12 protein-coding genes and 1 pseudogene are annotated in these 12,988 nt (G+C 75.0%); 10 read left to right on the forward strand and 3 right to left on the reverse strand.

Annotated features, from left to right (window positions below; translation table 11 throughout):
* Positions 1-1,309, forward strand: a pseudogene (locus OJ962_RS09245) (hypothetical protein); the annotation flags it as partial.
* 181 nt (positions 1,310-1,490) lie between these two features.
* On the forward strand, positions 1,491-1,829 hold the full coding sequence (locus OJ962_RS09250; protein WP_202953046.1) for a DUF4190 domain-containing protein: 339 nt from the start codon (positions 1,491-1,493) through the stop codon (positions 1,827-1,829).
* Here OJ962_RS09250 and OJ962_RS09255 read toward each other — a convergent pair.
* A complete protein-coding gene (locus OJ962_RS09255) occupies positions 1,826-3,301 on the reverse strand; it encodes an ATP-dependent DNA ligase (protein ID WP_202953045.1) in 1,476 nt (491 codons plus the stop codon). The two genes, OJ962_RS09250 and OJ962_RS09255, sit on opposite strands and share 4 nt — an antisense overlap.
* Before the next feature lie 20 nt (positions 3,302-3,321).
* Between OJ962_RS09255 and OJ962_RS09260 the strand changes: the two genes are divergently transcribed.
* Genes OJ962_RS09260 through OJ962_RS09280 form a run of 5 tightly spaced genes read left to right on the forward strand, consistent with a single transcriptional unit; the run spans position 3,322 to position 8,183 of the window.
* Positions 3,322-4,092 carry an SDR family NAD(P)-dependent oxidoreductase gene (locus tag OJ962_RS09260; RefSeq protein ID WP_202953044.1) on the forward strand — a complete coding sequence of 257 codons (771 nt, stop codon included), beginning with the start codon at positions 3,322-3,324 and terminating at the stop codon, positions 4,090-4,092.
* A 19-nt stretch (positions 4,093-4,111) separates the two neighbouring features.
* Positions 4,112-4,978, forward strand: coding sequence for an EamA family transporter (locus OJ962_RS09265; protein ID WP_202953043.1), 867 nt, complete (start codon positions 4,112-4,114; stop codon positions 4,976-4,978).
* Positions 4,975-5,739, forward strand: a complete 765-nt coding sequence (locus tag OJ962_RS09270) for a GntR family transcriptional regulator (protein ID WP_270006304.1) — start codon at positions 4,975-4,977, stop codon at positions 5,737-5,739. The genes OJ962_RS09265 and OJ962_RS09270 overlap by 4 nt, the downstream gene beginning before the upstream one ends.
* Positions 5,740-5,787: 48 nt before the next feature.
* A complete protein-coding gene (locus OJ962_RS09275; RefSeq protein ID WP_202953041.1) occupies positions 5,788-6,324 on the forward strand; it encodes a hypothetical protein in 537 nt (178 codons plus the stop codon).
* The gene (locus OJ962_RS09280; RefSeq protein ID WP_202953040.1) at positions 6,324-8,183 is read left to right on the forward strand and encodes a coiled-coil domain-containing protein; all 1,860 of its coding nucleotides are present in this window, start codon (positions 6,324-6,326) and stop codon (positions 8,181-8,183) included. Before OJ962_RS09275 ends, OJ962_RS09280 begins: the two co-directional genes overlap by 1 nt.
* Before the next feature lie 1,374 nt (positions 8,184-9,557).
* Here the strand turns inward: OJ962_RS09280 and OJ962_RS09285 are convergent.
* Complete coding sequence (locus tag OJ962_RS09285) at positions 9,558-10,250, reverse strand: DUF429 domain-containing protein (RefSeq protein ID WP_202953038.1); 693 nt, start codon at positions 10,248-10,250, stop codon at positions 9,558-9,560.
* A 19-nt stretch (positions 10,251-10,269) separates the two neighbouring features.
* Between OJ962_RS09285 and OJ962_RS09290 the strand changes: the two genes are divergently transcribed.
* From OJ962_RS09290 to OJ962_RS09300, 3 genes are read left to right on the forward strand one after another with little or no spacing between them, the layout of a single operon-like run.
* Positions 10,270-11,058, forward strand: a complete 789-nt coding sequence (locus OJ962_RS09290; RefSeq protein WP_202953037.1) for an isoaspartyl peptidase/L-asparaginase family protein — start codon at positions 10,270-10,272, stop codon at positions 11,056-11,058.
* Positions 11,051-11,884, forward strand: coding sequence for a hypothetical protein (locus tag OJ962_RS09295; protein ID WP_202953036.1), 834 nt, complete (start codon positions 11,051-11,053; stop codon positions 11,882-11,884). The genes OJ962_RS09290 and OJ962_RS09295 overlap by 8 nt, the downstream gene beginning before the upstream one ends.
* 31 nt (positions 11,885-11,915) lie before the next feature.
* On the forward strand, positions 11,916-12,407 hold the full coding sequence (locus OJ962_RS09300) for a hypothetical protein (protein WP_202953035.1): 492 nt from the start codon (positions 11,916-11,918) through the stop codon (positions 12,405-12,407).
* Here OJ962_RS09300 and OJ962_RS09305 read toward each other — a convergent pair.
* Positions 12,404-12,955, reverse strand: a complete 552-nt coding sequence (locus OJ962_RS09305; RefSeq protein ID WP_202953034.1) for an ArsR/SmtB family transcription factor — start codon at positions 12,953-12,955, stop codon at positions 12,404-12,406. The genes OJ962_RS09300 and OJ962_RS09305 overlap by 4 nt on opposite strands.
* Positions 12,956-12,988 lie beyond the last annotated feature (33 nt).

Raw genomic sequence — 12,988 nt, forward strand, 5'->3', positions numbered from 1 at the left:
CCCGCCCCGCGATGCGCCGGCCGGCGGCGCCGCACCCCCGCCGCCGACCCCGGCCCCGTCCGGCGCGCCCGCGCCTCCGTCGCGCGACGACGCCGCCGCCTCGTCCCCGGTGCCCGTCGACGCCGCGGGCCCGTCCACGTCGTCCGTCGACGCCGCCGGCCCGTCCTCGTCGCCCGCCGACGCCGCTGCGCCGCCCCCATCGCCGCCGGCCGCAGCCGCGCCGCCCGCGTCCTCCCCGAGCGCGGACGCGGTCCGGCGCCTCGCCGCGGAGCTCGAGCTCGTGCGGGGCCAACTCGCGGACGAGGTGGCCGGCCGTGCTGGGCTCGAGGCCGAGCTCGAGATCGCGCGCAACGAGCTCGCCGACGAGGCCGCTGATCGGGCGCGGGTCGAGGCGGAGCTCGAGCTCGCGCGCCGTCAGCTCGCGACGCAGGCCGGTCATCACGAGAGCGCGGTCGAGCGTGCGAACGAGGTGGTGCGCCTCGAAGGCGACGTGATCGAGGCGCGCACGCGGGCCGAGGCCGCCGAGGCGGCGCGTGACGAGGCAACGACCCGCGCCTGGTCCGCCGAGGCCGAGCGCGACCAGGCGACGGCGCGATTCGCCGAGCTCGAGCGGGCGCGCACGGCGGCCGAGGAGGCGCTGAACGACGCGACCTCGCGGGCCGAGGCCGCCGAAGCCGCCCGGGATGCCGCCCTCGCCCGCGTGGACCAGGCGAACGCGCGCGCCGAGGCGGCCGGTGAGGACGCGTCCGCCGCCGACGCCGACCTCGCCGCCGCGATCGAGCGCGCCGAGCGGGCCGAAACCCGCGCCGCCGCCGCGATCGAGCGCGCCGAGCAGGCCGAAGCCCGCGCCGCCGCCACGGCCGCACGCGCCGGCGTCGACACGGCGGCTCAGGCTGCGTCTGGCGTCGGCACGCCCACGGCCGCGTGGCCCGCACCCGATGAGTCCGCGGACGTGGCCGCTGGCTCGGCGTTCGCCGACGTCGCCGACCCGCCGGACGCGCGCGGCGCCGGAGCCGGACTCGTCGAGGCGATCGAGCGCGCCGAGGCCGCCGAAGCGGCGCTCGCCGAGACGATCGAGCGGGCCGAACGGGCCGAGGCGCGGGCGGCGGACCTCGCGTCCGCGATCCGGCGCGGCGAGCGCAAGGAGCAGGCGCTGCCGGCGGAGCTGCCACCGCTCGAGCGCCCGGTGCGAAGCCGGCGTACCGAGGCGCATCGGCGGGAGTGGACGCCGACCGAGCGATTGGCGACGGTCGGCGGCCTCGTGCTCGTCGCGATCGTCCTGCTGATCCTCCTGCTCACGCTGCTCTAGAAGCAGGCCTATCAGCCGTCGGACGCGGGTATTGGGCCTGCATGACGCTCGCGCTCATCCTCGCTGCCGGCGGTGGGGACGACGCGCCGGCTGCATGACGTTCGTTCTGTTGTTTGCTCGTGCCGTTCGCTCGTGAGCGGGCGCCCCAGCCCGCCTGACCCTGTCTGGAGAGGACAAACTGATGGCCGCACACAGCACTGAAAGCACCACCGCGTCCGCGCTGGACCAGCACGCGTCACCCGTCTCCGACCACCGGACCGCCAGTGGCGCCAAGAACGGGATGGCGGTCGCCGCCATGATCGTCGGCATCCTCGCGATCCCGGCGATCATCGTCCCGATCCTCGCGATCATCCTCGGCGTCGTCGCGATCGTGCTCGGTGCCGTCGCCCGAAGCCGCGCCAAGAGCGGCGGGATGAGCGGCAGCGGCCAGGCGATGGCCGGCATCGTCTGCGGCGCGATCGGCATCGTCGGCGCCGTCGCGATCATCGCGCTCGCGGTGTCCGGCTCCGGCGCCTCCTAGGCGCTGCGCACCGCCAGCACCGCTTCGAGCGTGTCCGCCTGCGCCGCCGGCTTGTCCGGCCGGTGGCGCAGGACGCGCGCGAACCGCAGGGCGACCCCGCCCGGGTAGCGCGGACTCGTCTGCACCCCGTCGAACGCGATCTCGACCACCAGCTCGGGCCGCACGTGCACCACGTGTCCCTCGCGGCGCGTCTCGAGCTCGAGCAGCTTCTCGGTCTGCCACGCGAGCATCGCGTCGGTCAGCCCTTTGAACGTCTTGCCGAGCATCACGAACCCGTCCTCGTGGCGCGCGCCGAGCCACAGGTTCGAGAGCTTCCCGCGCCGGCGCCCCGAGCCCCACTCGACCGCGAGCACCACCAGGTCGAGCGTGTGCACCGGCTTGACCTTCACCCACGCCGACCCGCGCCGCCCCGCCTCGTAGGGCGCCTCCAGCGCCTTCACCACAACGCCCTCGTGCCCCTGCGCCAGCGCGAGCTCGAGCTGCTCGGGCCCGCCGCGCGGCACCCGCCAGCGCTCCGGCACCAGCGCGTGCAACGCCGACACCCGCACGGACGCGGGCTCGTCGAGCAGATCGACGCCGTCCAGGTGCATCACGTCGAAGAACAGCGGCGTCAGGAGCACGGTGCCGGACTTGCTCGCGAACCGGCTGCCGGTCACCTGGAACGGGTGCGGGCGCCCATTTTCCCGCAAGGCGATCGCCTCGCCGTCGAGCACGAAGGACCGGGCGTCCAGCGCCAACGCCGCCTCGACCACCTCCGGGATGCGCGCCGTCACATCGTCCAACGTCCGCGTGAAGATCCGCACCTTGTCACCGTCGCGGTGCACCTGGATACGCGCGCCGTCGAGCTTCCACTCGACCGCGGCCGGCCCGGTCTTCTCCAGCGCCGCGTCCACGTCCGGCGCGGTGGAGGCGAGCATGGGGGAGATCGGCCGCCCGACCTCGAGCCGGAATTGCCCGAGATCCTCGCCCGCGAGCGCGACCGCCGCCACCGCGCCGAGGTCACCGCGCAGCATCAGCGCTCGCCGGACGTCCTTGACCGGCACCTCCGCGGCCTTCGCGACGGCGTCCCCGACCACCGCCGCGAGTGCGCCCTGCCGGATGTCCCCGAGCACGAGCGCGCGCAGGAACGCCTGCTCGGACGCCGTCGCCCGCGCCATCAGCTCGCCCAGCGCGGCCCGGCGCCCCGCGACCGATCCCGCGCCGCTCAGCGACGCGACGCGCTCCAGCGCGGCGTCCACCTCCGCCACGGTCAACGACGCCTCCGCGGCCGGCGCGGGCGGGTCCTCCTTCAGCGACGCCCAGCCCACACCGAGCACCCGCTGGCGCGGCGAGCCGGCCAGGTAGGACGCGCCGGCCGCGCGCTCGTCAGGCGCGAGGCCGCGCAGCGCGGCCGCGATCCGCTCGGCCTTCGCGAGCCGCCCCGACTCGGCGCGGACGTCCTCGGTGGCAGCGGCGAGCTCGGCGAACAGCATCGCCGGTAGTTTCGCCGACCATGCCCAAGACCGTGCTCGTCACCGGCGCGTCCAGCGGGATCGGGCGCGCCGCCGCCATCGCGCTCGCGCGCCGCGGCTTCACCGTCTACGCCGGCACACGCGCCGCGCTCGACTACGACGGCGTCACGCCGGTCGAGCTCGACGTCACCCGGGACGTCAGCCATCTGCGCGAGCTCGAGCTCGACGCGGTGGTCAACAACGCGGGCATCGCCGTGATCGGCCCGTTGGAGTACCTACCCCTCGACGAGCTGCGCCGCCAGCTGGAGGTGAACACCGTCGGCCAGCTCGCGGTCATCCAGGCGTGCCTGCCGGCGCTGCGACGCACGCGCGGCCGGATCGTGAACGTCTCGTCGATCTCCGGCCGGGTCGCGCTGCCGCTCTACGGGCCGTACGCGGCGTCGAAGTTCGCGCTCGAGGCCCTCAGCGACGCGCTGCGTCAGGAGCTCCGGGGCTCTGTGCACGTCTCGCTGATCGAGCCCGGCGCCGTCGCGACGCCGATCTGGCAGCGCACCCTCGCCGTCACCGAGACGCCGCCGGAGCCGTATGTGCGGATCGCCGAACGGCTGCGCGCGATGGCGGAGGACGCCGAACGGACCGGCATGCCGATCGACGTCGTCGTCGGCGCGATCCACCGTGCGCTCACCGCGGCCCGCCCGCGCGCGCGGTACGTCCTCGGTCGCGACGCACGGGTCATGGTCACGCTCGCGCGTGTGCTGCCCGTGCAAGCGATGGACCGGCTGATCGCACGTATTGTTGAACAATCACGATGATTGTGGAACAATCGCCGTCATGTCCCGGTTTCAGGTCTTGCTCGCCTCGCTCTGCTTCGGCACCACCGGCACCGCCCAGGCGCTCGGTCCGGCGGGGCTGTCGCCGGCGGGGGTGGGCGCGGCGCGGATCCTGATCGGCGGTGCGCTGCTCGTCCTCGTCGCACTGCTGGCCGACGGGCTGCGCGGTCTTCCGCGGCGCCCGCTGCTGCTCGCCGCGGCCGCGGTCGCGGCCTACCAGCTGTCGTTCTTCGCCGCTGTCGCCGACACCGGCGTGGCCGTTGGGACGATCGTCGCGCTCGGCTCCGCGCCCGCCCTGGCCGGGGCGCTCGAGTGGCTGGTCGAGCGGCGGGCGCCCACCCGTGCGTGGGCGATCGCGACGGCGCTGGCGTGCGCGGGCGTCGCGATGCTGGCGCTGGCCGGGGCGGACGCGTCGATCTCGGTTCTCGGCGTGGCGCTCGCGCTGGTCGCCGGCGCGTCCTACGCGGGCTACACGTACGCGGCCAAGCAGATGCTGCAGGCCGGCCACACGCCGGAGCGCGTGATGGCGGGGGCGTTCGGGCTCGGCGCGGTCGTGCTCCTCCCGGTGCTGTTCATCACCGGCGCCGAGTGGCTGGCCACCACGGACGGGCTGCTGCTCGCGGTCTTCCTCGGCGTCGTCCCGACCGCCGGCGCCTATCTGCTGTTCGCGCGCGGGCTCAAGCGGCTCAGCGCGGCCGAGACGGCGACGCTCACCCTGGCCGAGCCGCTCACGGCGACCCTGCTGGGCGTGATCGTGCTCAGCGAGGCGTTGAACGCGCCCGCGGCGGTTGGCGCGGCGTTGATCCTGAGCGGGTTGCTCGTGCTGGCTGCGCCGGAAGTGCGCCGGCCGGTTACGGTCCCGGCGTGACCGCGGTCGAGGCTGTAACGGACGCTTTACGTCAAACGATCCTTGACGGGGAACGTCCCGCGGGGTCGCGCCTGGTCGAAGCGGAACTGTGCGCGCGATACGGCGTGGCGCGGCATTCGCTGCGCGCGGCGCTGCGCGCGCTGGCCGCTGAAGGCATCGTCGTGATCGAGACGAACCGCGGCGCGCGGGTCGCACGGCTGACAGCTGACACAATCGTGAGTCTGTTTGAGCTTCGCACGGCTCTGGAAATTGAAGCCGCGCGTCTGGCACTTGACCGCGGCCCGCTTCCGCCGAGCGTGTACGCGGCGTTGGCCGTGCTGGAGCGGGCGTGCGAGGCGGGCGCCTGGGGCGCGATCAACGACGCACACAACGGCTTGCACCGGGCGATCGTCGAGGCGGCCGACTCGCCGCGGATCACGGCCGCGCACGCGGCGCTCGACGGCGAGCTCCGGCTCTTCATGAACCAGCTCGAGCCGCTGTGGAGCGCGGAGCGGATGGCAACCGACCACGTCGCGCTCGTGCGGGGGCTGGAGCGCGACGGGCCGGCTGCGCTGCGGGGGCATCTCTCCGAGTCGGCAGCGGCGTTGGTCGCGGCGGAAAGGGACTCCGAGCGGCCGGGTCGTGTCGGCGACCCGGCCGCCCGGCGGAGGCGAGGGGGGAAGGCGGCCACGCGGGAGGCAGAACGAAGCGGCTGGCCCAAGATGCCCACGGGTCCAGGCGGGAAACGCGCCGTGTCAGTACTTGAACGAAAACGGGTGTGATGGGCGTTGCGGCGATCCAGCGGGGGCGCTTGTCAGACTTCTCAAGCGATGAACCGTAGATTCGACATCGGGCCGTTCGTGCTCGCGCTCGGCGCGCTCCTGCTGCTCGTCGGCCTGTTCCTCGACTGGTACGGCGTGTTCAACGCGTGGGCCGTGTTCGAGATCGTGGACCTGCTGCTCGCCGCCTGCGCCGTCGCGGCCGTGATCGGGGCCGTCGGCCTGCTCACCCCGGAGGTGGAGTACGTCGACAAGCGCGCGTTGCCGTGGCTCGTCGGCGTGGCCTTCGTCGTCGTGGCCGCCCAGCTGATGGACCCGCCGCCGGTGCCGGACGAGGATCTCGGGCTCGGCGCCTGGCTCGCGCTCGCCGGCGCGTTCCTGATGGTCGTCGGCGCGGTGCTCTCGTTCTCGAAGGTGTCGTTCGCCGTGGCGGTCGAGGGGCGTGACCGTCGGACGCGCGTGGCCGCCGTCGATCACCGGCCGCCGCCGACCGAGACCGGCCAGCATCCCGTGGCGCGCTCGAGCACCTCGCTGCTGCACCCACGGCCCACCGAAGAAGATCCCCCCGAGGCGCGCGAGACCAGCTGATGCCGGACGCCGCGGACGTCTCGTTCGAGCTCGAGCGCTTCGAGTGGACGGCGGACGACCGGCTCGTCGTCGTCGGCCGCTGGAACGGCGTCAGCGGACGGCGCCTGCTGCGGCCGGCGCTGAACGTCGACGCCGGTGGCCGTCGCACGCGCGTGACGGGCAGTGCGGAAGCTGACGAGGCCGGCTGGCGGGCCTCGTTCGACTGGGACGTCGCGCGTGGCGAGGTGCTCGGCGCCGAGCTCGAGCTCGGCCGCTCGCTCGTGGTCGAGCTGCCGCCGCCGCGCCGGCGTCGCCGCCGCGGCGCGCAGGCCACGGCGGAAAGCGACATGCGCGCCGTGCTCGCGGAGCTGCGCTCCGAACGCGACGCGCTGCGGGCCGAGCTCGACGAGCGCCCGGATCTGCGCGCCGAGCTCGCTGCCGCCCAGGCCGAGCTGGACGCGCTGCGCGACGAGCGTCCCGAGGCGGACCGCCTGGCCGCCGCGCGCTCCGAGGTCGAACGCCTCACGCGCGAGCTGGAGGCGCTGCGCGTGGACGCGGACGGTTCCCGCGCGGACGCCGAACGGCTTGCGAGCAAGGTCGAGGCGCTGCGCGCGGACGCCGCGGCGCTGATCGAGGCCCGCGCGGAGCTCGACGCGCTACGCGCCGAGCTCCAGGCGCTGCGGGGCGGCGCCGACGACGAGGCGGCCGCGCTGCGCGCGGAGGTCGAGCGGCTACGAGGCGACGCCGACGAGCTCGCGCAGGTCCGGGCCGAGCTCGAGCGGCTCTTGGCCGACGCCGGGGCGCTCACCGCCGCGCGGGCGGAACTGGAAGCCGCGCGGGCGGAGGCCGAACGGCTCGCCGCCGAGCTCGCCGCCCTGCGCGACGAGGCCCCGGCGGAGCTCGAGTCGCTGCGCACCGAGGCGCAGGTCGCGCGGGCCGAGGCGGACGAGCTCGCCGGGCTGCGGCTCGCGCACGGCAGCCTGAAGGCCGCGCACGAGCGGCTCGAGGACGAGCTGGAGCAGATGCGCGCCGTCCGCGAAGAGCGCGACGAGCTCGCCGGCCAACTCGAGCAGTTGCGCGCGGCGGCCGGCGACGACGAGCACCAGCGCACCGCGCTCGGCGAGGTCATCCGCGAGCTGCAGGAGCGGACCACTCGGGCCGAGGACTCCAACGAGCGGCTCACGAACGAGCTGGCCGTGGCCCGCGAGGACGTGGTGCGTCTCCAAGGACTGCTGGCCCAGCGCGAGGAGGCGCTGACCGCCGTGGAGGCCGAGGCCGACGAGCGCCTCGAGAGCGAGCGCGCGGTCACCACCGAGGTCCACGAGCGGCTGGCGACGGCGCGTGAGGAGGCGCAGCGGTCCATCGTCGCCGAGGCCGAGGAGACCGAGCGCCTGCGCGCGGAGCTCGACCGGTCCCGCGAGGACGCCGAGCGCCTGCTCGCGGCCGAGCGCGCCGAGGTCGCCCGCCTGCGCGAGGAGCTGCTCAACAGCGAGGTTCCGGACGGTGAGCCCGACGAGGCTTCGCGCCGCATGGTCGAGCGCATCCAGCGTGAGCTCGACCGCGAACGCGCCGCCGCCCGCGGGCTGCGCCGCGAGCTCGAGGTTCTGCGCGCGGAATCGGCCGAGGAGCGCCGCTCGCAGACCAACGGCACGCTGAGCGAAGACGTGACGCTGCCTGCCGCGACGGCGGCCGGCCGCGCCGGCCGGCCGCCCATGGACGCGTCCCGCCGCCGCGCTGCCGCCCGGCCGGGCGCGGCGCACCGGGTGCCGTCCTCGCGCCCGTCCCCGGTCGCGCTGTGGGCCGTGCGCGTGATCGCGGCGATCCTGATCGCGGCGATGGTCGTCGCGCTCGTGTACGTCGCGCAGCTCGTGGTGCCGTGAGCGCGCCCGCGGCGGCGCGTCCCCCCGAACGCTCGCGACGCGCTCGGGTGGGCGCTGCGCGATCGCGTGGGTCGTGGAGAGCGTCCGCGGCGGTCGCGGCCGCCGTCGTGCTCGCCGCGCTCTCGCTCCTGCTGCCGTGGGCGCTCGCGTTCGACCCGCTCGCGTGGCTGGTCTGGGGCCGCGAGACCGGGCGGCTCACGCTGGACACGACCAGCGGGCCGTCCTGGAAGCCGTTCCCCGTGCTGTTCACGGTGGTGTTCGCGCTGTGGGAGCAGGGCGCTCCGGCGCTGTGGCTGATCGTGGCCCGGACGGGCGGGTTGTTCGCGCTCGCCGGCGCGTACGTGCTCGGCGCGCGGCTCGCCGGGCGCTGGGCGGGAGCCGCGGCCGTGGCCGCGATGGCGCTGTCGCCGTGGTGGCTGTTCAACACCGCGCTCGGCAACTCCGAGGGCCTGCTCGCGGCCGCCGTTCTGTGGGCCGTGATCGCGCACCTGTCCGGCCGGACCGCCGCCGCGCTCGCGTGCGCGACCGCCGCCGCGCTGATGCGCCCCGAGGCATGGCCGTTCCTCGCCGCGTACGGCGTGTGGCTGTGGCGCCGCGACGAGGACCGCCGCGCCGTGCTCATCGCCGCCGCCGTCGTGCCGCTGCTGTGGTTCGGCCCGGACGTGATCGGCGCGGGCGGCGCGCTCGGCGCCTCCCACACGGCCCGCGGCGTCCCGAGCCCGGGCAGCGCGAAGCTCGAGTCCGTGCCGTTCCTCGCCGTCCTCGGCGACACCGCGACGATCAGCACGCTGCCCGCGGTGATCGGGGCGCTCGTCGCCGCACTGCTCGGCGGCCGCCTGGCCCGCTGGATCTTCGCCGCGGCCGCCGCCTGGGTCGTGCTCGTCGCCGTGATGACGACCGCGGGGTACGCCGGAAACCCGCGTTACCTGGTCGCCGCCGCGGCGCTGGGCGCCGCACTGGCCGGCGCGGGAGCGGTGCGCCTGGCGAAGCGCGCCGCGGGCGCCGCTCGCGCGGCGTGGGCCGGTCCGCTCGGCGCGCTCGTGCTCGTGGCGTTCGTCCTCGTGACCACCGGCGGCACCCTGCGCGACCAGTGGACCGAGCTCGGCGCGCGCGCCGAGGCCGCGGACGCCTTCGATCCCGTCATCGAGCGCGCGGGTGGGCCGGACGAGCTCGTCGCGTGCTCGCGGGTCCGGACCAGCGCGCGGGCGCGGTCGCTCGTGGCCTGGCGCCTCGACCTGCCGATGCGCGACCTCGACGCCCCGCCGGAACGGCCCGCGGTGATCATTCGGTCCAAGTGGTTCTACGGGCAAGGCCTCGAGCCGGCCGCGCCGAGCGGGTTCACGCCGCTCGTCACGACCGAGCGGTGGCAGATCGTCACGGTGTGCGGTCCGGCGCCCCAGCTCGACCCAGGCGACAGAGGCTCCCCGGCCGCGGCAGCTGGATCCAGCCTTCGACCTCTGCGAGCCGGGCCAACTCGGGCGGCGGCGGCACGGTCTCATCGACCGCGGCCGCGCGCGCGACCAGCGCGCAGACGACCGCGTCGAGGTTGTCGTCGAACGCCAGGCACGCCTCGATCTGCGCCGCCGACAGCGGCGCGACCTCCAGCAACGGCTCGAGCAGCACCGCGCGCCGCTCCCGCGCGTCGCGCTTGTAGGACGACCACGGCCCGCCGACCCAGACGCGCAGCGCCGCGTCCGGATAGGCCTCGACCGCGATCTCGCACCCCTCGATCAGCGTCACGCAGCGCATCGCGCAGTAGGCGATCCGGTCCGTGGTCACCGACATCGGCAGCTTGCCGATCTCGCGGTGTACGAAGCGGTCGGTCGCGCGGTGGGTCAGCACGCGCCGGTCGCGCGGCCACGGCGCCGCGCCCGACACGGCGGCGACGAACGGCTCCGGCCAGCCGAACGGCGCGTCGATCCCGGCGCGGTCGGCCCGGGCGAGCGCGGCGCGGATGGCGTCGTCGTCCACGCCGCGCACGAGCGAGACGTCCCCGCTCGCCCAGTCGATCTCGCACGCCGCGGTGTTCGCCGGCTGTGAGGCGAGGTCGATCCCGAGCGTCCGCATGCTCGTATCGTGCCCGCGGATGATCACCATGGTCGTCCACGGCGGCGCGGGCCACTGGCGCGAGGAGCAGCGCGCGCGGGCGCGCCAGGGGATCCAGGCCGCGGTCGACGCCGGTCACGCGATCCTCCGGCAAGGCGGCAGCGCGCTCGACGCCGTTCAGCGGGCGGTCGTGATCCTCGAGGACGACCCGGTCTTCAACGCCGGGCGCGGCGCCGTCTCGGACGAACTCGGCAACGTCTCCCACGACGCCTCGATCATGCGCGGCAGCGACCGCGCGGCGGGAGCGGTCGCAGCCGTGACCGGCATGCGCAACCCGATTCAGGCCGCCCGGGCCGTGCTCGACGAGGGCCGTCACGTCCTGCTCGTCGGGCTCCAAGGCTCCGACACGGCGAGCGACGCGACCGGGGGAGGGGGCAACACCGTCGGCGCCGTCGCCCGCGACCTGCACGGTCACCTCGCCGCCGCCACGTCCACCGGCGGCATCTCCGGCAAGCACCCGGCGCGCGTCGGCGACTCCGCGCTGATCGGCGCCGGCACCTGGGCCTCGGACACGGTCGCGGTCTCCTGCACGGGCGACGGCGAGGGCATCATCCGCGTGGCGCTCGCCCACGAGATCGACGCGCTGGTGCGCCACGCGCATCTCCCGCTCGACCACGCGGCCGACCGCGCGCTGCACCAGCTCGCGCCGTTCGGGACCGGCGGCCTGATCGCGCTCGGCGCCGACGGCGCCCCCGCGACCCCGTTCACCACGAGAGCGATGCCGCGCGCGGTCCGCATCGGCGATCATCCCGCCAGGATCGATGTCTGAGCAAGACCTGTACGCCCTTCCGCTCGAGGAGTTCATCTCCGCCCGCGACAAGCTGGCCAAGGAGATCCGCAAGAGCGACAAAGAGGCGGCGGCCAAGCTCGCGAAGCTGCCCAAGCCGACGCCCGCCGCCTGGACGGCGAACCAGGTCGCGCGCGAGGAGCCGGAGCTGATCGCCGCGCTGCTGGACGCCGGTGCCGCGCTGCGCGCCGCCCAGGACGCCGCGCTCGCGGGCGGCGGCGCCGACGTCCTGCGCCAGGCCACGCAGGCCGAGCGGCGCGCGATCGACGACGTCATGCGCTTCGCGGTCACGCTCAAGCCGGGCGGCAAGCCGCTCTCGCGCGCGATGGCCGACCGTCTGCGCACGACGCTGCACGCCGCCGCCGGCGACCCCGACCTGCGCGCCGCGCTGCAGGCGGGCCGGCTGGTGGGGGAGGCGCAGCAGGGCGGCGCGTGGCCGTTCGCGCTCGAGACCACCGACCTGCCCGCGCCGCCGCCGAAGAAGCAGCCCAAGCAGCCGCCGCCCGAGGAGGTCGACCGCCAGGCCGAGGAGCGCGCGGCCCGCGAACGCCAGCAGCTGGAGGACGAGCTGCGCGAGGCACGCGCGACGCTCAAGGTCCGCGAGCGCGTGGCCAAGGGCGCCGAGGAGGACGCGCAGGAAGCGGTGGACACGCTGCAGCGCGCACAGGAGGCGTTCGAGGAGGCCAAGCAGGCGCTCGCGGACGCCCGCTCGGAAGCCGAAACCGCCGAGCGCGTGCTCACCGGGGCGCGCAAGGAGCGCGACCGGGCGCGGGACACCGTCGCGCGGCTGGAGGAACGGCTGGATTGATGGCGCGCCACCGCTGGGTATGGCCCGCCGCATGGCTGAATTGACACCACTCGACGAGAAGCTCGCGGAGGTCCTCGGGCTCGCCCAGGCCGCGCAGCAGGCGACCAAGCAGGTCGCGGGCATGGAGGGCGCGGAAGCCTTCAAGGCCGACCTCGACCGCATGAGCGATCAGGCCGCGCAAACCGAGCAGCGCACCGACGCCTACATCGACACGCTCGAAGGCCGCAAGACCGCGATCCGCGAGAAGGCGCGCGAGACGAAGTCCGAGGCCGTTGACATGATGAAGACCTACCTCGAGGGCGAGGAGGAGGCGCTGGACGGCTTCGAGTTCCTGTCCATGGCCGAGGCGGGCGAGCTGTGCCACTGGGAGATCGTGCAGGTGATCGCCTTCACCACCGAGGACGCCGCGGTCAAGGACCTGGCGGACTGGGCGGTCGGTGTGCAGCGCGAGCACGTCGAAGGCGTGCGCCGGGCGTATTTGGACCTCGCCGCCGAGGAGGCGAAGGAGATGACCTCCGCCTAGGAGGTCCGCGGGTAGCAGGCGAGGGCGAGCCGGAAGGTGTGGCCCTCGCCGCCGCCGTACTTGGTCAGCACCTCGCCGAACGCGCGCTGGAGCTCGGCCACGAACGCCGCGCCGTCCTCCGGCGCCAGCGTCACGTCCCCCGCGATCCCGAACGACGGCAGCACGACGTTCCCCATCGCGAGCTGCGCCAGATCGCGCGACATCTCCTCGGTCAGGTTGAGCAGGTAGCCGAGGCCGAGCATGGCTTCCCGGGTGCGCTCGGGTCCGAGCCGGCCGACGCAGTCCGGCGAGACCCAGAACGAGCGCGCCACCGCCTGGTAGATCCCCTCCGCGATCCCGCGCACGCGCCGCTCATCCACGAGCGTGACCAGGCCGGCGGCCTGCAGGCGCTTGACGTGGTAGTAGATCGCCTGCGGCGTCTCACCGAGCTCGCCGCCGATCGCCGTGCACGTCGTGGGCTCGGCCAGGCGGCGCAGGATCTCGACGCGCTTGGGCTTGAGCAGCGCGTCGGCCTGCGCGACATCGTCGATGTAGAGCGTGTCGAGCACCTACAAACGCAGTTGTACGTTTCGCGCGATATT

The sequence above is a fragment of the Solirubrobacter deserti genome, from assembly GCF_027587175.1.
Classification (GTDB): domain Bacteria; phylum Actinomycetota; class Thermoleophilia; order Solirubrobacterales; family Solirubrobacteraceae; genus Solirubrobacter; species Solirubrobacter deserti.

What these genes read in the sequence shown, in the direction of transcription:
- OJ962_RS09250 (WP_202953046.1), top strand. Translation starts at nt 1,491, where the DNA reads ATGGCCGCACACAGCACTGAAAGCACCACCGCGTCCGCGCTGGACCAG.
- OJ962_RS09255 (WP_202953045.1), bottom strand. Translation starts at nt 3,301, where the DNA reads ATGCTGTTCGCCGAGCTCGCCGCTGCCACCGAGGACGTCCGCGCCGAG.
- OJ962_RS09260 (WP_202953044.1), top strand. Translation starts at nt 3,322, where the DNA reads ATGCCCAAGACCGTGCTCGTCACCGGCGCGTCCAGCGGGATCGGGCGC.
- OJ962_RS09265 (WP_202953043.1), top strand. Translation starts at nt 4,112, where the DNA reads ATGTCCCGGTTTCAGGTCTTGCTCGCCTCGCTCTGCTTCGGCACCACC.
- OJ962_RS09275 (WP_202953041.1), top strand. Translation starts at nt 5,788, where the DNA reads ATGAACCGTAGATTCGACATCGGGCCGTTCGTGCTCGCGCTCGGCGCG.
- OJ962_RS09280 (WP_202953040.1), top strand. Translation starts at nt 6,324, where the DNA reads ATGCCGGACGCCGCGGACGTCTCGTTCGAGCTCGAGCGCTTCGAGTGG.
- OJ962_RS09285 (WP_202953038.1), bottom strand. Translation starts at nt 10,250, where the DNA reads ATGCGGACGCTCGGGATCGACCTCGCCTCACAGCCGGCGAACACCGCG.
- OJ962_RS09290 (WP_202953037.1), top strand. Translation starts at nt 10,270, where the DNA reads ATGATCACCATGGTCGTCCACGGCGGCGCGGGCCACTGGCGCGAGGAG.
- OJ962_RS09295 (WP_202953036.1), top strand. Translation starts at nt 11,051, where the DNA reads ATGTCTGAGCAAGACCTGTACGCCCTTCCGCTCGAGGAGTTCATCTCC.
- OJ962_RS09300 (WP_202953035.1), top strand. Translation starts at nt 11,916, where the DNA reads ATGGCTGAATTGACACCACTCGACGAGAAGCTCGCGGAGGTCCTCGGG.